Source organism: Thalassobaculum litoreum DSM 18839 (genome assembly GCF_900102465.1).
Lineage (GTDB): Bacteria > Pseudomonadota > Alphaproteobacteria > Thalassobaculales > Thalassobaculaceae > Thalassobaculum > Thalassobaculum litoreum.
Window position 1 is genome coordinate 83,151 of record NZ_FNBW01000009.1, and the last position, 17,799, is coordinate 100,949.

Below are 17,799 nucleotides of genomic sequence, written 5' to 3' on the forward strand. Positions count from 1 at the left end.
ACCTCTCATAAAACCTGTCCCGCGACGGGTCTCACATGGACCCCCGCGGGAGGCAAGTCGAAACGGGATTCTTTTTTTATCGGGGCGCGGCCGACCGAGGCCGGCCGCGCCCTTAGCTTAGGATCGGACGATCAGTTCGCCTTCACCAGATCGTAGGCCAGCGTCCGCTCGTCGGTGCGGGCGCGGTAGGTCAGTCCCTTGCGGGTGCCCCAGGTGTTGACCTGGTAGTGCAGCGGGATGATGCCCTGGTTCTGGCCGATGGCGATGTCGGTCGCCTCCGCCAGCAGCTTGCCGCGCTTCTCGTCGTCCACCGTGGCCAGCGCCTGACCGATCAGGGCGTCGACCTTCGGGTCGGAGTGACGGCCGCGGTTGGACGCACCCCAGCCCTTGGACGGGTCGTGGGTGGCCAGCAGCGACTTCAGCGGCGAGGAGGCCTCGCCGGTGCCCGAGCCCCAGCCGACGAGGACGAAGCTGAACTCCGGCTCGCCGTCGGCACCCTTGGAGGCGCGCGAGAAGAAGACGTTCTTCGGCATGGTCACGACCTTGGTCGGGATACCGGCCGCCGACAGCAACTGGCCGATCGCTTCGCAGATCTTGGCGTCGTTGATGTAGCGGTCGTTCGGACCGTGGATCGTCAGGCCGAAGCCGTCCGGATAGCCGGCTTCCGCCAGCAGCTTCTTGGCGCCGGCGACGTCGTACTTCTCCGGCTTCAGGTTCGGCGAGCGGCCGAAGAAACCGTCCGGCAGCAGCTGGCCGGCCGGCAGGGCGACGCCCTCCATCACCCGCTCGACGATCGCCGGGCGGTTGATCATCATGGAAATCGCCTTGCGCACCCGCGGGTCGAGCAGCGGGTTCTTGTCCAGCGGGTTGCCTTCCTTGTCGGTGACGAAGGGCGACTTCTCGCGGAACTGGTCCAGGTGCAGGTAGATCACCCGGTTCGACACACCGTCGCTCAGCGACACGTCCTTGTTCTTCTCAAGGGTCGCGATGTCCGAGGTCGGGACGTTGTCGATCATGTCCACGTCGCCGGCCAGCAGCGCGGCGACGCGCGCCGGCTCGGACGGGATGAACCGGAAGGTGACCTTGTCCCAGGTCTGGTCGAACGGACCGACGTAGCCGTCATACTTCTCCATGACGATGCGGTCGCCCTTCTTCCACTCCACGAACTTGTACGGGCCGGAGCCGATGGTCGCGGTGCCATCGTTGAAGTCGCTCGCCTCGATGCCCTTGTTCGTGTCGGCGCTGCCGGTGCCCTTGGCCTCCGACGACATGATCATGACCGTCGTCAGGTCGTTCGGCATCAGCGGATAGGGCTCTTCCGTCGAGATGTGCAGCGTCAGATCGTCCACCTTCTTCAGGGTCTTGCCCTTGGTGTAGATCCGGAACGACGAGTTGCCGCCGGTGTACCCGTCGGCACGCTCGAAGGAATAGATCACGTCGTCGACGGTCAGATCGGAACCGTCATGGAACTTCAGGCCCGGGCGCAGCTTGAACTCCCAGGTCGTGTCGTCCAGCGCCTTGTAGGACTCGGCGATGCTGGGCACCAGCTGCTGGTTCGGATCGAAGTCCACCAGGCGCGCGAAAACGTGCCCGATGATCGCGTTGTTCGGGCCGAGGTTATGGTAGTACGGGTCCATGGACGACGGCTCCGAACGGACGCCGATCGTAATGTCCTCGGCCATCGCCGGGCCGGCCAAGGCCGCCATCGCGACCGCCGTAACCCCCAGCCGACGAATAAAACTCATCCCTGCCTCCATCATTGCATTGGGATTGTTTGGCATGCGCAGTCGTGTCGTTGCACGCGCGAAGGCCAGAGCATGGCGGAAACGACCGCCGCATACAATCCCGGTGGCGGCCAAAAACACCGATCGCGCCGGGAACGCGCCCGTTGCGCTATGGCGTTCGCTCCGGCCTTGGCATAGCCTGAAACCGGTGCCGCCCAGGCGCCGCGCGCCCTCGCCCCCCAATCGACCACAACCGCCGCACAATGATGTCCCCTGCCTCACCCAAGCGGTCCCCCGGCACAGCGCACGGGATGACCGCGTGATCGTCCGCGCCCCGTCCGGGGCCTCCCCCACCGGATCCTGGCCGGTCGAGCTGCCCGCCCCCGATATCGAGCGCTGGCGCGCCGGCAATACCGGCATCCCGTTCTTCACCACCCTCGACTCGGAGCGGCCGGGTCCGCACGTGATGGTGACGGCGGTCACCCACGGCAACGAGCTGTGCGGCGCCATCGTGCTCGACCGCTTTCTGGCGAGCGGCCGGCGGCCCCGCGCCGGCCGGCTGACCCTCGGCTTCGGCAACGTCGCCGCCTACCGCGCCTTCGATCCGGCCTATCCGACCCTGTCGCGCTTCGTCGACGAGGACATGAACCGGGTCTGGGACCGGGCCACGCTGGAGGGGCCGCGGTCCTCGGTCGAGCTGGCCCGGGCCCGCGCCATCCGCCCGCTGCTCGACACCGCCGATCTGCTGCTCGACATCCATTCCATGTCCAACCCGGTGGAGCCGCTGATGCTGGCCGGCGCCTGCGACAAGGGCGTGGCCCTGGCCCGCCGGGTCGGCACCCCGGCCTCCATCGTCGTCGATGCCGGCCACGCCGCGGGCGCGCGGATGCGCGACTACGGCTTCTTCGCCGAGCCCGACGACCCGCGCGCCGCCCTGCTGCTGGAGGCGGGACAGCACTGGGCCGCGGACACCCTGCCGGTGACCGAGGAGGCGTTCGACCGCTTCCTGGTCGCCGCCGGCAGCCTGGCGCCCGACGACATCCCGGCCGCCCACCGCGCCGCGCCGCCGCCGCAGCGCATCATCCAGGTCACCGAGACCGTCACCGTGCGCGGCGCCAGCTTCTCCTTCGTGGCGGAGTATCTCGGCATGGAGGAGATCGAGAAGGCCGGCACCGTGCTCGGCTACGACGACGGCACGCCGGTGGTCACCCCCTACGACAACTGCATCCTGATCATGCCGTCGCGCCGCCTGTCGGCCGGCCAGACGGCGGTGCGCCTCGGGCGGGTGGTCGATGGCTGAGAACGGAAACGGCAGGAAGCCCGAGAACGACGCCCCCGAGAACGACGCCACCGAGGCCGGCGACGACCTGATCCCGGAGGAGACCCCCGGCAAGCCCGGCGGCGACCGCATGACCACCGGCAAGCCGCGCGGCTCCATGGTCCTGGCGCTGGCGATCGGCGCCGGCGGCGGGCTGCTGTTCGCCTGGGCCCAGCTGCCGCTGCCCTGGATGATGGGGGCGATGGTCGCCACCACCATCGCCTCGGTGGCCGGTGCCGGCATCCGCGTCGACTACCGCCTGCGCACGGCGATGATCGCCATTCTCGGCGTCATGCTGGGCAGCGCCTTCCGCCCCGAGCTGATCGACCGCGCCGGCGACTGGGCGGTGTCCATCGCCGGCCTGCTGGTCTACGCGGTGACCGCCGGCGCCCTGGTGACCTGGTATTTCCGCAAGGTCGGCGGCTACGACGCCGTCACCTCCTATTTCGCCTCCTCCCCCGGGGGGCTGAACGAGATGGTGCTGGTCGGCCGGGCGATGGGCGGCGACGACCGGGTGATCGCCCTGACCCATTCCGCCCGCATCCTGCTGGTGGTGATGACGATCCCCTTCGTGTTCCGGATCTTCGCCGACTACACGCCGTCGGGAACCCTGCTGCCGCCGGGGGCCGGGCTGGACATGGCGGTGCAGGACTGGGCGATCCTGGCCGGCTGCGCGGTGGTCGGCGCCCTCATCGGCAAGCTGCTGCGCATCCCGGCCGCCTTCCTTGTCGGACCGATGGCGATGTCCGGCATCATCCATCTGGCCGGGGTGACCGAGGCCAGCCCGCCGAGCCTGCTGGTCGCCTGCGCCCAGGTGGTGATGGGCACCGGCATCGGCTGCCGTTTCGCCGGCACGCCGGTGCGCGAGATCGCCCGCATCGTGAAGATCTCCATCGGCTCGACGATCATCCTGCTGGTGTTCGGCGTGATCTTCGGCCTGGTGCTGGAGCAGGTGACCGACGTGCCGTGGTTCGTGCTGGTCCTGGCCTATGCGCCGGGCGGGCTGGCGGAGATGAGCCTGATCGCCCTGGCGCTGGGCCGCGACGTGGCGTTCGTGGCGACCCACCACATCTTCCGGATCGGCTTCATCGTCATCCTGGCGCCGGCAGCGTTCCGGCTGATGCGGCGGGGCGGCGGCAAGTAGGGGCGGCGGCAAGCATTTACACGGCCGGAGCCTGACCGTTGTAAAATCTCACGGTTGTAGGGCCTCATGGTTTTGGGGCCCCACGGTTCTAAGACGGCCCGCGTTCGGCTATCGTGGCGGTCGACCGCCGGCAACTCCTGGGCATTTTCGGTGACCTTGTTTCAGTTGGACACATTTCAGGCGTTTCTATTTTTCGGTGCCGCGGTCGCGCTCGTCTGGATCGCGCGTCCGCATCCGCTCAGCTTCCGCGCCGCGCTGCGCTGGATGGCGGCGGGATTCGCCGCCCTCGCCGCGTCGCGGGTCAGCGTCTACCTGCTTCCGGCCCCGCCCGGTGTGGCCGAGACGCTGCTGACCGCCGCCGGCATCGGTCTGTTCTCGACCGGCCTGCTGCACTTCGCCCGGAACATGCGCCGAAGCGTCACCACGGCCGAGCTGCTGCGATCCGCGCTCGACACCGCCTCGGACGGCGTCTGGCTCTACGACAGCAACGAGCGGGTGGTGTTCACCAACACCCGCTACCACGAGCTCAATCCCGAGGTCCCGTCGAAGGACGCGATCCTCGGCTACACGATGGAAGAGCTGCTCCGCCTCAACCAGAAGGACAAGGACCCGAAGGCGGAGGTGGATCCCGAATCCCGGATCCAGGAACTGCTGGCCGAGCGCCGCAGCGGCCGGGAGATCGTCAAGGAGGTGGCGCGCCCGACCGGAATCACCTTCCTGATCCGGGCGAAGCCGACGCGGGACGGCGGGCTGCTGGTGCTGCAGACCGACATCACCGCCCTGAAGACCGCCGAACGCGATCTGCGCCAGGCGAAGGAGGCGGTCGACGCCGCCAACCTGGACCTGGAACGCAAGGTCGGCGACCGCACCCGGGAGCTGCGCCAGGCGCTGATCCAGGCCGAGATGGCCAACCGCTCGAAGACCGATTTCCTGGCCAATGTGAGCCACGAGCTGCGCACGCCCCTGAATTCCATCCTCGGGTTCTCGGAGATGATCACCGGTCGCGCCTACGGCCCCATCGGCAGCGACCGGTACCTGGAATGCGCCCGCTACGTGCACGATTCCGGCGTGCATCTGCTGGAACTCATCAACGAGATCCTGGACGTCGCGCGGATCGAGGCGGGCCAGCTCACCATCGTGCCGCAGTATGTCGGTATCGGCGATGTGCTGAAGGAATGCGCCGCGATGCTGACCCCGCGCGCCGAGGCCAAGACCGTCGCGCTGACCTTCAGCGCGGCCCCCGACCTGCCGCCAGCCTTCGCCGACGGTCTCCGCGTCAAGCAGATCGTCCTCAACCTCACCGAGAACGCGATCAAGTTCACCGACACCGGCGGCGCGGTGCGCGTGACGGCCGACGCGAGCGACGACGGCGGGGTGCGGATCCGGATCAGCGACACCGGCATCGGCATGACCGGCCCGCAGATCGAGAAGGCGCTGGAGCGCTTCGGTCAGGTCCGCAGCAACCCGATGACCACGCGCGAGGGGGTGGGCCTGGGCCTGGCGATCTGCAAGTCCCTGATGGAACTCCACGGCGGCACCCTCGACATCGACAGCGTGCCCGAGCAGGGCACCACCGTGTCGATCGTCTTCCCGCCCCGGGGGACGTCGCAGGGGTAGGAGCGCGGGCGGACCGGTCGGGTTATCGAACGACAGCGCAACCGACTCAGACCCCGGATAACTCCGACGACGCTGCGGTCTGTCCGATATCGTCGAGCCGCTTCTTCAGCGTAAGCTTGTCGAGCGACCGGATCGGCAGGCTGACGAAGATCGAGAGCCGCGTGTGGATCATGCGGAAAGCCTCGGCAAACGCGAACCGCTTCTCCGCCTCGTTCCCCTCGATGGCCGCCGGATCGATCACCGGCCAGTGAGCCGACATCGGCTGACCGGGCCAGACCGGACAGACTTCCTTGGCCGCGTCGTCGCAGACCGTGAAGACGAAGTCCATCACGGGAGCGTCGGCACCGGCGAATTCGTCCCAGTCCTTGGAGCGAAGCTGGTCGGTTGGATAGTTCTGATGCTTCAGCAGGTCGACGGCATACGGGTGGACCGCACCCTTCGGCCGACTGCCCGCACTGAAGGCGTCGAACCGCTCGGCATCGAGCCGCTTCAGGATGCACTCGGCCATGATGCTCCTGGCGGAGTTCCCGGTGCAGAGAAACAACACGTTGTAACGCGACTGGCCCGTCATCATTCCACTCCCTCTCCGCAAGCGGGTATCGGCATACCGGTGACAAGGGAACCGCAGACTTCCGGGTGACCGTCGCAACAGTCCTCCGTCAGGTAAGCGATCAGTTTCCGCATCCCCTCCAGGTCCACCGCGTAGAAGACGTTCCGGTGAACCCGCCGGGACCTCAGAAGACCGGCACGCTCCATCTGGGTCAGATGGAACGACGCACTCGACCTGCTGATCCCGACGCGGTCTCCGATCTCTCCGGCAGGCAACCCGGACGGGCCACGTTTCATAAGCAGCTTGAAGACCCGCATCCGATGCTGATGGGCCATTCCAAGCAGGGCTTCTATCGCTTGTGCTTCTCTCATTACAAATATATTTGTATCGTCGGATTGAGGATGTGTCTACTCCCAGATCGCCCGATCTGATCCGCTCCATCTGATCGCAGGAGGTTCGATAAATGCCCGCACGCGTTGCCATCAATGGTATGGGCCGCATGGGACTGCTGGGGGTCCGAGCGGGGATCGGAAACCCGGCCTTCGAGATCGTGGCGATGAACGAAACCTCGGGCGGTGCGGAGGTCGTTGCCCACCTCCTGGAGTTCGACAGCGTTCACGGCCGCTGGTCCGTTCCGGTGGCCCATGACGGGGGAAGCGTGGTGATCGACGGCAGAACGATCCCCGTCACCGACGCGGCCTCGCCTGCCGAGGTGCCCTGGACCGGCGACGACACCGACATCGTCCTGGAGTGCACCGGCAAGTTCAAAACGGTCGACAGCCTGAAGCCCTATTTCGACCGGGGAATCAAAAAGGTCATCGTCTCGGCCCCCGTGAAGGACGCCTCGGCTCTGAACATCGTGATGGGCGTGAACGATCACCTCTACGATCCGGCCAGGCACGCCGTCATCACCGCCGCCTCCTGCACCACGAACTGCCTCGCCCCCGTCGTGAAGGTGATCCACGAAGGTCTGGGGATCGACCACGGGACGATGACGACGATCCACGACGTGACGAATACGCAGGTCCTGGTCGACCGCCCGAAGACGGACCTCCGACGGGCCCGGTCCGCCCTGAACTCGCTGATCCCGACGTCGACCGGCTCGGCGACCGCCATCACGCTGATCTATCCGGAGCTCAAGGGGAAGCTGAACGGCCACGCCGTCCGCGTTCCCCTGCTCAACGCATCGCTCACCGATTGCGTCTTCGAGGTCTCGCGGGACACGAGTGTGGAGGAGGTGAACGGCCTGTTCCGGGACGCGGCGGCGGGTCCTTTGAAGGACATCCTCGGCTACGAGGAGCGCCCGCTGGTCTCCAGCGACTACGTCAACGATCCCCGCTCCGGAATCATCGACGCCCCCTCCACCATGGTGGTCGACCGGCTAATGGTGAAGGTCTACGCCTGGTACGACAACGAGTGGGGCTACATGAACCGCATGATGGAGCTGACGGCCAAGGTCGCCCGCGCGCTGTGATGGCCTGGAGCCCGCCATGACCAACCTGCCCGCCATGACCAACCTGAAGGACTATGCCACGGTCACCGCCGCCTATTGGGGGTTCACCCTGACGGACGGGGCGTTGCGGATGCTGGTGCTTCTGCACTTCCACCGGCTTGGCTACTCCCCACTCGACATCGCGATCCTGTTCCTCCTCTACGAGGCGATGGGCGTGGTCACCAACTTCGTCGGCGGCTGGGTGGGGTCACGCTTCGGACTTCGGATCACCCTGTTCGTCGGGCTGGCCGTTCAGATCGTCGCGTTGGTCATGCTCTCGCTCCTCGATCCCGGCTGGGTCGCCGCGATGTCGGTAGCCTATGTCACGACGGCCCAGGCCCTGTCCGGCATCGCCAAGGACCTCACGAAGATGAGCTCCAAGTCGGCCGTGAAGCTGGTCGTCGCGTCCGGGGATCAGGGCGGGCTGTTCAAATGGGTCGCGGTGCTGACCGGGTCGAAGAACGCCTTGAAGGGCGTCGGCTTCCTGCTGGGCGGCGTGATGCTCCAGACCCTGGGTTTCGTGTCGTCCCTGTGGGTCATGGCGGCCGGGCTCGGGCTCGTGCTGACCGCCGCCCTGATATTGGTGCGAGCCGATCTCGGTCGTGCCAAGGAGAAGGTGAAGGCCCGCGAGCTGTTCTCCAAGACCCGGGAGATCAACATCCTGTCTGCGGCCCGCGTGTTTCTCTTCGCCTCGCGGGACGTCTGGTTCGTCGTCGGTGTTCCGATCTTTCTGTACGACCAGCTTGGATGGACCTTCGATCAGGTCGGGGCCTTCATGGCCGTCTGGGTGATCGGCTACGGCATGGTGCAGGCGGTCGCACCACGGATGCTGGGCCGCGATGCCGCCGCCAGAGCCCCCAGGCTTGCGAAGGTTTGGGGGGCGGGTCTGGCAGTCATCCCGGCCGTGCTCGCCGCGGCGATGATGCCGGCGAGCCTTGCGACCCTCTCGGACGCCACCGGTTGGGCGCTGCCTGCGGGACTCCAGTCGTGGCTGCTGATCGGCGGTCTGATGCTGTTCGGCGTCGTCTTCGCCCTGAACTCGTCGATCCATTCCTACCTGATCGTCGCCTATTCGGACGCCGACAAAGTCGCCCTGAATGTCGGCTTCTACTACATGGCGAATGCCATCGGCAGATTCGGCGGAACACTGCTGTCGGGGCTCCTCTATCAGTTTGCCGGATTGCCGGGTGCCCTATGGATGTCGGCCGGGCTTCTGGCGATGACCGTGGCGATTACGTTGGCCCTGCCGCGTCCAGCCGCTTCAGACACGTCCGAGTTGGCGACCGCCGCCGCCCTCACGTCGATTGCCCCCGGCACCGACTGAGCCATCGACCGTTTCCGATGCCTCGTCACGGTCGTCATTCTCCGGCACCGGACGCCGGACTTGCTCACCGGATCTGCTACCCTCCCCCGAAAACCCTGGGGAGGCCGTCCATGAAGATCACCGCCATCCGCGCCCATGTGCTGGAGGCGCCCATCGCCGAGCGGTTCGCGTTCAGCCAGGCCTGGGTCGACCGGCGGGTCGGGCTGGTCGTCGAGATCGAGACCGATGCCGGGATCACCGGCTGGGGCGACGGGTACGGGCCGCCCTGGACGCTGGCCACCGTCATCGAGAAATACTACGCCCCGCGGCTGATCGGCCGCGCGCCCCTGGCCGGCGACGCGCTGTGGGAGGAGCTGTACAATTCCCTGCGCGACCACGGGCAGCGCGGCGTGCCGGTGCAGGCGCTGTCGGCCCTCGACATCGCCCTGTGGGACCTGCGCGGCAAGTATTTCGGCGCGCCCGCCGGTCCATGTGCTGATGGGCGGGCCGGTGCGTTCGTCCGTGCGGGCCTACGCTACCGGCCTGTACCGGCGCCGCGACGACCGGGGCGACAACCACCGGCTGCTGGCCGAGGAGGCGCGCGGCTATCTCGATGCCGGATTCACCGCCATGAAGACCAAGGTCGGGTTCGGCTTCGACGACGACATCGCCCTGGTGGAGATGCTGCGCCAGACCATCGGCGGCGGGGTGGCTCTGTTCGTCGACGCCAATCACGGCTGCGACCGGGTCCAGGCCGCCCGCCTCGCCCGCGCCATGGAGCCGCTGGGGATCGGCTGGTTCGAGGAGCCGCTGGAACCCGAGGATGTGGCGGGCTATGCCGAGCTGCGCACCCGCACCGGCATCCCGATCGCCGGCGGCGAGTGCTCGTTCACCCGGCACGACTTCCGCCGGATCCTGGAGGCCGGCGCGATGGACGTGATCCAGCCGGACACCGCCTCCTGCGGCGGGCTGAGCGAGGCCAAGCGGATCGCCGACATGGCCTGGACCCACGGCATCCGCTACAACCCCCATGTCTGGGGCACCGGGATCGGGCTGGCGGCGGCGATGCAGCTGCTCGCCGTGCTGCCGACCACCGCCCCGGCCTTCGGCGCGCACCAGCCGCTGCTGGAATACGACAGCACCCCCCACCCGTTCCGCCAGGACCTGCTGGTCGAGCCGATCCGCGTGGCCGACGGCATCGCCCATGTGCCCGACGGACCGGGTCTCGGCGTGGAAGTCCGGCGCGACGTGCTGGAGCGCTGGCGGGTGAACTGAGCGCCCCGAGACCCCGCGCCTGACCGGGCAGCGCCGCGGCAGGCGTCGCGGGGTCGCCGCCAGCTCACCGATTCCACGGTTTTTATATTATCAATTTCTACCATAAGATTATTTATGCTACCTTTGAAATAACGTGGGGACTTTAATGCAACCTTGACTCATCCTTTCGGAGGGTTTCATGACCGGAATACCAAAGTTCACCCCACTCATAGGGGCCGCTTGCCTCGTCGCCGGACTGGCCGGGCCGGCCGGGGCGCAGACCCCACTGCCATCCAACGTGATGGATACCTGCGTCGTCTCGTCGAGCGAGTTCGACAGTTGGAAGGCCCCCGCCTCCGGCGTCTTCAAGGCGGCCGACAGCGTCACCTTCGACGACGCCAACGACTGCAACTTCTTCAAGTGGGGCGCCCAGATGTTCCTGTGGCTGACCTCCCAGCCGGACGGCACGCTGGTCTTCGACGGCCCCGACTTCTTCGGCGTGTCGGACGATGCCTACGTGGCGCAGAACGGCAACGCCGCGATGACCCTGCAGCCGCGGGTCGTCAAGCCGCAAGAAGACACCGGCGCCGGTCAGGCCGGGGGCGGCGGCGTCCTGATTTCGCCGCAGGGCGAGATCATCCACTACGGGATCAACACCAACAACGTCTACGCCTACTACCAGACCGGGGTGAAGAGCACGTCCAACCCGGCCAATTTCCAGGGCGAGCTCGCCACCGACTTCCCGACCACGGCGGCCGACCTCACCGCTATCACCAACTACGCCGACAGCACGTTCGGGACCTCGGGCCTGTCGTCGGGCGACGCCCTGGCGATGGAATTGAAGACCTCGTGGATCGACGCGGCCAGCCTCGACAATCCGCAGGATTACGTGACGGCGATGGCCACGGTCGCCACCTTCGAGCACACCTCGGAGACGACCTGGACGCAGACCGGCACCGCCCTCAAGCGCGTCGCGCTGGTCGGCATGCATATCGTCGGGTCGGTCAACAACCACCCGGAGATGGTCTGGGCGACCTTCGAGCACATCAACAACGCGCCGCAGAACGGGTACCTGTATTTCACCACGTTCGGCACCATCGCCAGCGCATCCTATGACGGCAACGGCAACCTGACCTGGCTGTTCAACGACTCACCGCAGGAAAGCCATACGCCGGTGCTGCGGATCGTCGAGCGGGCCACCTATTCCGGCAGCTCAACCCCGCCGACGATCACCGCCGACAGCGGCGAGACGATCGGACCGAACACGGTGGTGCGGATCAACCCCTGGGGCGACGCGCCGATCCCCAACCTGCCGGGCGGTGCGGCCCAGTACAGCGGCAATTCCTCGGCGCTCACCCGCGCCACGGATCTGATCTCCCTGAACCGCTCCGTCCTCAACTGGATCGGCGACGGCGACGTCCGCTCGAACTACATCCAGACCGGGTCGATCTGGAGCAGCGGCGGCCCCGACGCCATTCCCACCAGCGGCACCGACAGCGTCCTGCGCGGAACCCGACGCCTGGCCAACGCGACCATGGAGACCTTCCACCAGTTCCCGGACAGCTCGGGCACCGGGTCGTTCAAACCGGAGAACTGCTTCGGCTGCCATTCGGTCGACAAGAACGACAGCCCGAGCCAGGGCGTCAGCCATATCTTCGACAGCCTGACGCCGCTGACCCCGCAATAAGCACTCTCACCCGATCCAAAGAGCCACCCGGCATCGCGCTGGGTGGCTCGACACCTCCTTCCCCCTGCCTGTAGTCTCCCGCCGCCGCACCGGTGGTGCGGCGCGTTATCGGGGCGGGGTGGAAGTCCCCACCGGCGGTGATGGTCCCAGGCGGCGCCCGGGGCCGAGCCCGCGAGCGCCTTCGGGGATTGTCTCCTTGGGGGGTCAGCAGATCCGGTGCGATCCCGGAGCCGACGGTCACAGTCCGGATGAAAGATAACGAAGGAGAGAGCGGATCCGCGCGCCTCGGGCGCGGGGATGCGCCCGCGAGTTCGTACGCCCTGGTTCACCGCTCATGTCCAAGGAGGACAGCCATGAATCAGAGCACCGAAACCACCACCAACTCCCCCGCCACCTCCCCTGCCAGCACCAACAAGCCGGCCGGCCGCATCGCCTTCATCCAGGCGCGCTGGCATGCCGAGATCGTCGATGCCTGCCGGGTCTCGTTCCTGGAGACGCTGCGGCGCGACCGGCCGGGCGCCTTCGCGGTCGATGTCTACGACGTGCCCGGCGCCTTCGAGATCCCGCTGCTGGCAAGGCGGCTGGCCCGCGCGGGGACATACCGGGCGGTGGTCGCCGCCGCCTTCGTGGTCGATGGCGGCATCTACCGCCACGACTTCGTCGCCCAGAGCGTCATCTCCGGGCTGATGCAGGCGCAGATGGAGGCCGATCTGCCGGTGCTGTCGGCCGTGCTGACCCCGCACCGCTTCCATGAGAGCGCCGAGCACCAGGCGTTCTTCCTCGACCATTTCCGCCTGAAGGGCCGCGAGGTCGCCGCCGCCTGCCTCGCGGTCACCGCCGAGCCGGTCCCGGTCGCCGTGGCGGCCTGATCGCGGATCACGTCCGGGCCGGGTCCCGCTGTTACCAACAGTCGCAGCCGCTTTGCTCGCAGTCCCGACGCATTCCCCGCGGCCGGCGGCTGCGGCATACTCGGCGTCAACAGACTTGGGAGGATACCAATGTTCGATCTCGACCGGTTCATCGAGGACTGCTACGCGGCGCTGGACGAGAAGACGCCGGATCGCGCGGCCCAGGAGGTCGTCGCCCGCGCCGTGGCGGATCCGGGCGCCCTGATGTCGGCGCTCGGCGAGCCGCAGAAGGCCGGCGTCAGCACCCTGCACCGCTCCGACCGGCTCACCGTGCTGAATCTGGTCTGGGGGCCGGAGATGCACCTGATGCCGCATAACCACAACATGTGGGCCTCCATCGGCATCTATACCGGGGCCGAGCTGAACACCTTCTGGCGGCGCAGCCCCGACGGGCTGCAGCAGCTCGGCGGCAAGGAGATGGGCGAGAAGGAGGCGGTCTGGCTCGGCGAGACGGCGATCCACTCGGTCACCAACCCGCTGTCCCGGCTGACCGGCGCGCTGCATGTCTATGGCGGCGACTTCTTCGCGCCGGGCCGCAGCGAATGGGACGACGAGACCCTGCGCGAGGCGCCCTATGACAGCGAGAAGCTGGTGCGCCTGTTCGAGGAGAGCAACACGCGGCTGGACGAACTGAAGGCGGCCGGCGCGCTCTGACGCCGGGGCGTTCCGGGCAGGGGCGTTCCGGGCAGGGCTCTACTGGCCCAGATCGACCTTGCCGACGCCGTCGTCCAGGCGCCGCTGGCCGTCGCCGGCCGGCTGATCGCCGCCTGCGCCGGCGGTGCTCGGCGCCATGCCGCCGTCGCGCGGGGTGCACTCGTTGGAGAACACCTGGGTGAACAGGCTCTCCTTGCACTCGGCCCACGGCCGGTCGAGCTGGCCGGTCTCGGCCATGTAAATCTGACTGATGGCCAGCACGGCGAGGATCGCCGCCAATATCCACATGCCTCGGCCCATCGGGTCCTCATCCTGGTGTGCGGGTCTCTGGAGTTCCGCATATGGGGATCGCGGCGGCGCGGTGCCAGGGTGGGGTTTCTGGAGCGGAGGTCGGGGAGCTTGCCCCCTCACCCTCCGGTCATCCTGAAACGAGTTGGGGATGACGGTGAAGGGATGGGTGGGCGAGCCCTCTCACGCCGGCCAGTCGACGATGTGCTCGACCAGCTCGGCATCGTCGACCACGGTCTCCGAGATCGCCCGGCCGCGCACCGACACCCCCGCTTCGTGCACCGTGTCGGGGTCGCCGCTGACCAGCGGGTGCCACCAGTACAGCGGCTTGCCCTCCTTCAGCAGGCGGTAGGCGCAGGTCGACGGCATCCACTGCAGCTGGCTCACCAGCTTGACGCTGAGCACCACGCAGTCCGGCACGATCTTCTTGCGGTTGGCATAGTCCGAACACCGGCAGCTGCCGCAGTCCAGCAGCTTGCAGGCGACGTCGGTATAGGAGATCTCGTCGGTCTCGGCGTCCTGCAGCTTGACCAGGCAGCACTTGCCGCAGCCGTCGCACAGGCTCTCCCACTCGGCCCGGGTCATCTGGGAGAGCGATTTCGTCTCCCAGAACCGGTCTTCGCCTTCATCCGCCTGCATGGTCCCCGTCTACACTTCGGCTTCGCGATGGCGACCACCGAGCGGCCGCACTCAGTCGCGGAAGCTGGGGTCGATCTTGTCCATCTTGCGCATCAGGGCGGCGAATTCCAGCGCGCCGTATTCGGCGGCGGATTCCGCGAAGCCGTTCACGTCCTCGCCCGACTTCTTGGCGACGTTATCGCCCAGCAGGTTCAGCGTCCCGGCCGCCCCGGCGTCGATCTGCACCTGGGCCGCGCGCTCAAGCCGATACAGCCACAGGAAGGCCTCGGCCACCGTGCGGCCGGTCGTCAGCAGCCCGTGGTTCTTCAGCACCATGGCGTGGTTGTCGCCCAGGCTCTCCACGATGCGGTCGCGCTCGTCCAGATACAGGCTGACGCCCTCGTAATCGTGGTAGCTGATCCGGTCGACGAAGGCGGTGGAGCCCATGGAGATCGGCAGCACGCCCTCCTTGACCGCGGCGATCGCCATGCCGGAGCGCGAATGGGTGTGCATCACCACCTGGTGCAGGTCGCTGTGCGCCATGTGGACGGCGGAATGGATGACGAAGCCTGCCTGGTTCACCCCGTACGGGTTGTCGGTGTCGATCTTGTTCCCCTCGACGTCGATCTTCACCAGGTTGGAGGCGGTGACCTCGTCGTAGTTCAGGCCGTAGGGGTTGATGAGGAAATGCAGATCCGGGCCCGGCACCTTGGCGGTGAGGTGGCCGTAGATCAGCTCGCACCAGCCGAAATAATCGACCATGCGGTAGGCGGCGGCGAGTTCGACCCGGAGCTGCCACTCGGCGTCGCTGATACCGGCGGGGCGGGCGACCTTCACGGGGGTCATGTCGTTCATGGCGGTTTCCTCCGGTGGATTCTGGTGCCGATCCTTGGCGGTCGTGTCAGGGATGACAGTCCAGCGGGAATCTTGCGGTGGCCGCTTATGGCGCGGTCTGACCTCTATTGAGCGCGCCAGGGGGGTGGAATGCAAGGGAGGGAGTTAAGAATCCCTAAGAGCGTCTCGTTGAGGCACCCATATCCGAGAAATTCACAGTTCACGGTTGCCTCATACTGCTCCCGAATTATGACGCGTGCCTACACCACATCATGGAAGTCCGGTAGGGTCTGCATCACACATATGAGATTTGTGGCATAGACAACAATTTGCCGACTCCAGCATCAAACAAGATATCCTGATCAAAACTGATCGGGCTGTTCAGACTTAAAGTCCTCGTCTTCAATCAAGTGTGAATCGGGCTGGCTTCAACAGCCCATACGTGAGCCCATCTTCCAGTTTCGCTCGGCACTCTCGAGCATAATCTATACAATTGAATGGCTTACACTACTCTAACTTGCCCCAAACAGACGATGTTGGAGTTCGCACTCACGTAGCGACAACCGACCTCACCAACTTGCAAAATTGCCCGGTCGGCCGCTCCGTCACCCCATCACATCATCAACGTAGTCCACCCAGCCTCCATCCAAACCCTATTTGCGTTGCGAGACTCTGAGAGTTTATTGCTTGCGCATTGTCGCAGCGGAGCACATATTGATGAGCAACAGTCAGGAGTTCGTTCATGTCGACGCTCAGAGACTTCATTGCCAGCCGAAAGGCCGAAATCCGTCAACAGATCAGTGCCCTGCGGCGTGAAATTGATGAACTAGAGCGAGCGGAAGTAGCTATCTCGGAGGAAGGTGGAAGTCAGTCACCTCGCACTGGTGACGCCCCTCAACCGGCGAAGGGGACTATCAAGGACATGATACTTCAGGTCCTCGAAGACCAGGGCAATGGGGCGGAATCCGCAGAGATCATAGACATGATCAAAGCGCGGTTCGACGTTGAAGTCCCTCGGACAAGCATGTCACCACAACTAAGCCGCCTCAAGGCCAATGGTCTTGTTGGCGTGGTTGGTAAGCGTTGGATTCTGCCAAAGCACATCAACTATCAAACAGACAATGAGTAACACTAATGAGCCGCCTTCCTCGATTGAGGAGGCGGCTCACACGCCGACGGAGCGCCAACTCCGTCAAACGAAACTCCGAGAGCCGGGTCCGGCTATCAGGAGTGAACGCAGTGTCCCACCGGACATCCTCCACCAGGGGGAGTTAGGCCCTGGGAAAGGAGACTATATGCGGACCTTAAGTAGCCTTGCGGCAGGCTTTAACCAGCCGTACTTGTTGTTGTAGCAGGCGGTCCGTGGCGGGGCGCAAGCCCCTCCACGGTTAAGGTACTGGAATCCCTACAATCTGTCCACAGATTTCGGTAAAAAAGGAGATCCAACCTATGCCGAAGAAGCAATCAAGCCCAAAAGTGTCGACGCTAGCATCCAAGGTGCTGAGCGGAGCGAAGAAGCCAACACCGACTGAAACTCGTCGCCTCGCGGCGTCCGTCCTGGGGCAGGACGAGAAGAAGGGTCAGGGGCGGAAGTAACACCCACTAATACCATCGAAGACGAAGGCCCCGCCATAGTTGGCGGGGCCTTTTGTATCACGCCCTATATTAGCGCGGCGGGTCTTGAATTGATGTGATAAGAAGTGATGGTGCGGGTAGTGAGACTTGAACTCACACGAGGGGTTACCTCACACGCTTATAAAGCACTCGGAGCCCGAATGCTTTGGTAAACGCGCGCGTCTACCAATTCCGCCATACCCGCACTCAATTAGAGATAGCGCAATGGCTTCTATTTGTCAACCACATCTGCAGCACCTTCTTGTCGGGCTCCCCCTTAGCTTGTTCCAAAAGAGGCATCCCGAACAAGTATAAGTATGCTCGCCTCCTGCCCCTCCCTCCCACCTTCAACTGCTCGATTGCGTCGTTCCGCTGCCGCGAGGCGGCTTCCAGGTGGTGGCTGCTGCCCTCGGCTAGGCCCGCTCCACCGATCAACTCATCAGCTTACCGCGTCCGCAGTACCACCCACGCGGCGAAGGCGCGTCGATCCTTCGCCGGTTCCTGGGCGAACCGTCGGATCACGTCCTCCGCGTTGATGATGTCCCGCAGGACCGCCGACTTGTAGTAAGTGTCGTCCGGGGCGTAGTCGGCGGCGTGGCGCTTGAGCTGCATCACCACGAACTCCTCGCCGAATTCCCGGATCGCCGTGGGGAACGTGCCCATGACCGATGCATTGGAGCATTGCCCTTTGGCAAAGCCATGGTCCAAGGCGCGGTAGGCCTGGGTCCAGGCGGCGTCGCTTCGTGACGCGCGGGTTGCGCCGACCAGCAGATCCGCCGCCGTGCGCGCAAGAC

At 65.9% G+C, this 17,799-nt stretch carries 18 protein-coding genes, 1 tRNA gene, 1 pseudogene and 1 riboswitch; of the genes and pseudogenes, 11 read left to right on the plus strand and 9 right to left on the minus strand.

Going from position 1 to position 17,799, the window contains the following annotated elements; translation table 11 throughout:
• Positions 1-131 precede the first annotated feature (131 nt).
• Positions 132-1,745, minus strand: a complete 1,614-nt coding sequence (locus BLS34_RS15305; RefSeq protein ID WP_028794336.1) for an ABC transporter substrate-binding protein — start codon at positions 1,743-1,745, stop codon at positions 132-134.
• A gap of 298 nt (positions 1,746-2,043) precedes the next feature.
• On the opposite strand from BLS34_RS15305, the gene BLS34_RS15310 reads away from it, so the two are divergent.
• The 3 genes from BLS34_RS15310 (at position 2,044) to BLS34_RS15320 (ending at position 5,803) form a co-directional block, all read left to right on the plus strand.
• Positions 2,044-3,024, plus strand: a complete 981-nt coding sequence (locus BLS34_RS15310; protein WP_028794335.1) for a M14 family metallopeptidase — start codon at positions 2,044-2,046, stop codon at positions 3,022-3,024.
• Complete coding sequence (locus BLS34_RS15315; RefSeq protein ID WP_093151559.1) at positions 3,017-4,186, plus strand: AbrB family transcriptional regulator; 1,170 nt, start codon at positions 3,017-3,019, stop codon at positions 4,184-4,186. The genes BLS34_RS15310 and BLS34_RS15315 overlap by 8 nt, the downstream gene beginning before the upstream one ends.
• Positions 4,187-4,336: 150 nt before the next feature.
• Positions 4,337-5,803, plus strand: coding sequence for a sensor histidine kinase (locus BLS34_RS15320; RefSeq protein WP_175474247.1), 1,467 nt, complete (start codon positions 4,337-4,339; stop codon positions 5,801-5,803).
• A 46-nt stretch (positions 5,804-5,849) separates the two neighbouring features.
• Here BLS34_RS15320 and BLS34_RS15325 read toward each other — a convergent pair whose 3' ends face one another.
• Both BLS34_RS15325 and BLS34_RS15330 read right to left on the minus strand, forming a co-directional pair.
• Entirely contained in the window at positions 5,850-6,377 is a 528-nt protein-coding gene (locus tag BLS34_RS15325; protein ID WP_425441440.1) for an arsenate reductase ArsC, read from the minus strand.
• Positions 6,374-6,724: a helix-turn-helix domain-containing protein gene (locus tag BLS34_RS15330; protein ID WP_028794332.1), complete on the minus strand. Its 351-nt coding sequence runs from the start codon at positions 6,722-6,724 to the stop codon at positions 6,374-6,376. Before BLS34_RS15330 ends, BLS34_RS15325 begins: the two co-directional genes overlap by 4 nt.
• Positions 6,725-6,816: 92 nt before the next feature.
• Here BLS34_RS15330 and BLS34_RS15335 point away from each other — a divergent pair, with 92 nt between their 5' ends.
• On the plus strand, positions 6,817-7,827 hold the full coding sequence (locus BLS34_RS15335) for an ArsJ-associated glyceraldehyde-3-phosphate dehydrogenase (RefSeq protein WP_093151564.1): 1,011 nt from the start codon (positions 6,817-6,819) through the stop codon (positions 7,825-7,827).
• A gap of 16 nt (positions 7,828-7,843) precedes the next feature.
• Entirely contained in the window at positions 7,844-9,169 is a 1,326-nt protein-coding gene (gene arsJ, locus BLS34_RS15340; protein WP_245701986.1) for an organoarsenical effux MFS transporter ArsJ, read from the plus strand.
• A 76-nt stretch (positions 9,170-9,245) separates the two neighbouring features.
• Here arsJ and BLS34_RS26225 read toward each other — a convergent pair whose 3' ends face one another.
• Positions 9,246-9,455, minus strand: coding sequence for a hypothetical protein (locus BLS34_RS26225; RefSeq protein ID WP_215906124.1), 210 nt, complete (start codon positions 9,453-9,455; stop codon positions 9,246-9,248).
• Here BLS34_RS26225 and BLS34_RS26750 point away from each other — a divergent pair.
• The 5 genes and pseudogenes from BLS34_RS26750 to BLS34_RS15360 all read left to right on the plus strand — a co-directional run.
• A pseudogene (locus BLS34_RS26750) lies at positions 9,403-9,570 on the plus strand (hypothetical protein); the annotation flags it as partial. The gene BLS34_RS26225 and the pseudogene BLS34_RS26750 overlap by 53 nt on opposite strands.
• 100 nt (positions 9,571-9,670) lie before the next feature.
• A complete protein-coding gene (locus BLS34_RS15345; RefSeq protein ID WP_215906125.1) occupies positions 9,671-10,423 on the plus strand; it encodes a mandelate racemase/muconate lactonizing enzyme family protein in 753 nt (250 codons plus the stop codon).
• 178 nt (positions 10,424-10,601) lie between these two features.
• Positions 10,602-12,089 (plus strand): hypothetical protein, encoded by a 1,488-nt coding sequence (locus BLS34_RS15350; protein WP_139189347.1) that lies wholly within the window; start codon positions 10,602-10,604, stop codon positions 12,087-12,089.
• A 100-nt stretch (positions 12,090-12,189) separates the two neighbouring features.
• Positions 12,190-12,353, plus strand: a riboswitch (FMN riboswitch).
• 89 nt (positions 12,354-12,442) lie between these two features.
• Positions 12,443-12,958 (plus strand): 6,7-dimethyl-8-ribityllumazine synthase, encoded by a 516-nt coding sequence (locus BLS34_RS15355; RefSeq protein WP_093151569.1) that lies wholly within the window; start codon positions 12,443-12,445, stop codon positions 12,956-12,958.
• A gap of 129 nt (positions 12,959-13,087) precedes the next feature.
• Positions 13,088-13,651: a hypothetical protein gene (locus BLS34_RS15360; RefSeq protein WP_028794328.1), complete on the plus strand. Its 564-nt coding sequence runs from the start codon at positions 13,088-13,090 to the stop codon at positions 13,649-13,651.
• A 39-nt stretch (positions 13,652-13,690) separates the two neighbouring features.
• On the opposite strand, the gene BLS34_RS15365 is transcribed toward BLS34_RS15360, so the two are convergent.
• The 3 genes from BLS34_RS15365 to BLS34_RS15375 all read right to left on the minus strand — a co-directional run bounded on the left by BLS34_RS15365 (position 13,691) and on the right by BLS34_RS15375 (position 15,412).
• Positions 13,691-13,951: a hypothetical protein gene (locus tag BLS34_RS15365; RefSeq protein ID WP_038014013.1), complete on the minus strand. Its 261-nt coding sequence runs from the start codon at positions 13,949-13,951 to the stop codon at positions 13,691-13,693.
• A gap of 171 nt (positions 13,952-14,122) precedes the next feature.
• On the minus strand, positions 14,123-14,578 hold the full coding sequence (locus BLS34_RS15370) for a YcgN family cysteine cluster protein (RefSeq protein WP_028794327.1): 456 nt from the start codon (positions 14,576-14,578) through the stop codon (positions 14,123-14,125).
• Positions 14,579-14,629: 51 nt separating this feature from the next.
• Positions 14,630-15,412 (minus strand): class II aldolase/adducin family protein, encoded by a 783-nt coding sequence (locus BLS34_RS15375; protein WP_051244616.1) that lies wholly within the window; start codon positions 15,410-15,412, stop codon positions 14,630-14,632.
• A 721-nt stretch (positions 15,413-16,133) separates the two neighbouring features.
• Here BLS34_RS15375 and BLS34_RS15380 point away from each other — a divergent pair.
• Positions 16,134-16,520, plus strand: coding sequence for a hypothetical protein (locus BLS34_RS15380; RefSeq protein ID WP_093151572.1), 387 nt, complete (start codon positions 16,134-16,136; stop codon positions 16,518-16,520).
• Positions 16,521-17,095: 575 nt separating this feature from the next.
• Here the strand turns inward: BLS34_RS15380 and BLS34_RS25945 are convergent.
• Together BLS34_RS25945 and BLS34_RS15385 are read right to left on the minus strand one after the other, a co-directional pair.
• A tRNA-OTHER gene (locus BLS34_RS25945) sits at positions 17,096-17,210 on the minus strand.
• Between the two features lie 239 nt (positions 17,211-17,449).
• Complete coding sequence (locus BLS34_RS15385) at positions 17,450-17,668, minus strand: hypothetical protein (protein WP_093151575.1); 219 nt, start codon at positions 17,666-17,668, stop codon at positions 17,450-17,452.
• Positions 17,669-17,799: the final 131 nt, after the last annotated feature.

Bases quoted from the DNA above. Each gene is read 5' to 3' on its own strand.
- BLS34_RS15305 (WP_028794336.1), bottom strand. From the start codon at position 1,745: ATGAGTTTTATTCGTCGGCTGGGGGTTACGGCGGTCGCGATGGCGGCC.
- BLS34_RS15315 (WP_093151559.1), top strand. From the start codon at position 3,017: ATGGCTGAGAACGGAAACGGCAGGAAGCCCGAGAACGACGCCCCCGAG.
- BLS34_RS15325 (WP_425441440.1), bottom strand. From the start codon at position 6,377: ATGATGACGGGCCAGTCGCGTTACAACGTGTTGTTTCTCTGCACCGGG.
- BLS34_RS15330 (WP_028794332.1), bottom strand. From the start codon at position 6,724: ATGAGAGAAGCACAAGCGATAGAAGCCCTGCTTGGAATGGCCCATCAG.
- BLS34_RS15335 (WP_093151564.1), top strand. From the start codon at position 6,817: ATGCCCGCACGCGTTGCCATCAATGGTATGGGCCGCATGGGACTGCTG.
- arsJ (WP_245701986.1), top strand. From the start codon at position 7,844: ATGACCAACCTGCCCGCCATGACCAACCTGAAGGACTATGCCACGGTC.
- BLS34_RS26225 (WP_215906124.1), bottom strand. From the start codon at position 9,455: ATGACGGTGGCCAGCGTCCAGGGCGGCCCGTACCCGTCGCCCCAGCCG.
- BLS34_RS15350 (WP_139189347.1), top strand. From the start codon at position 10,602: ATGACCGGAATACCAAAGTTCACCCCACTCATAGGGGCCGCTTGCCTC.
- BLS34_RS15355 (WP_093151569.1), top strand. From the start codon at position 12,443: ATGAATCAGAGCACCGAAACCACCACCAACTCCCCCGCCACCTCCCCT.
- BLS34_RS15360 (WP_028794328.1), top strand. From the start codon at position 13,088: ATGTTCGATCTCGACCGGTTCATCGAGGACTGCTACGCGGCGCTGGAC.
- BLS34_RS15365 (WP_038014013.1), bottom strand. From the start codon at position 13,951: ATGGGCCGAGGCATGTGGATATTGGCGGCGATCCTCGCCGTGCTGGCC.
- BLS34_RS15370 (WP_028794327.1), bottom strand. From the start codon at position 14,578: ATGCAGGCGGATGAAGGCGAAGACCGGTTCTGGGAGACGAAATCGCTC.
- BLS34_RS15375 (WP_051244616.1), bottom strand. From the start codon at position 15,412: ATGAACGACATGACCCCCGTGAAGGTCGCCCGCCCCGCCGGTATCAGC.
- BLS34_RS15380 (WP_093151572.1), top strand. From the start codon at position 16,134: ATGTCGACGCTCAGAGACTTCATTGCCAGCCGAAAGGCCGAAATCCGT.
- BLS34_RS15385 (WP_093151575.1), bottom strand. From the start codon at position 17,668: ATGGGCACGTTCCCCACGGCGATCCGGGAATTCGGCGAGGAGTTCGTG.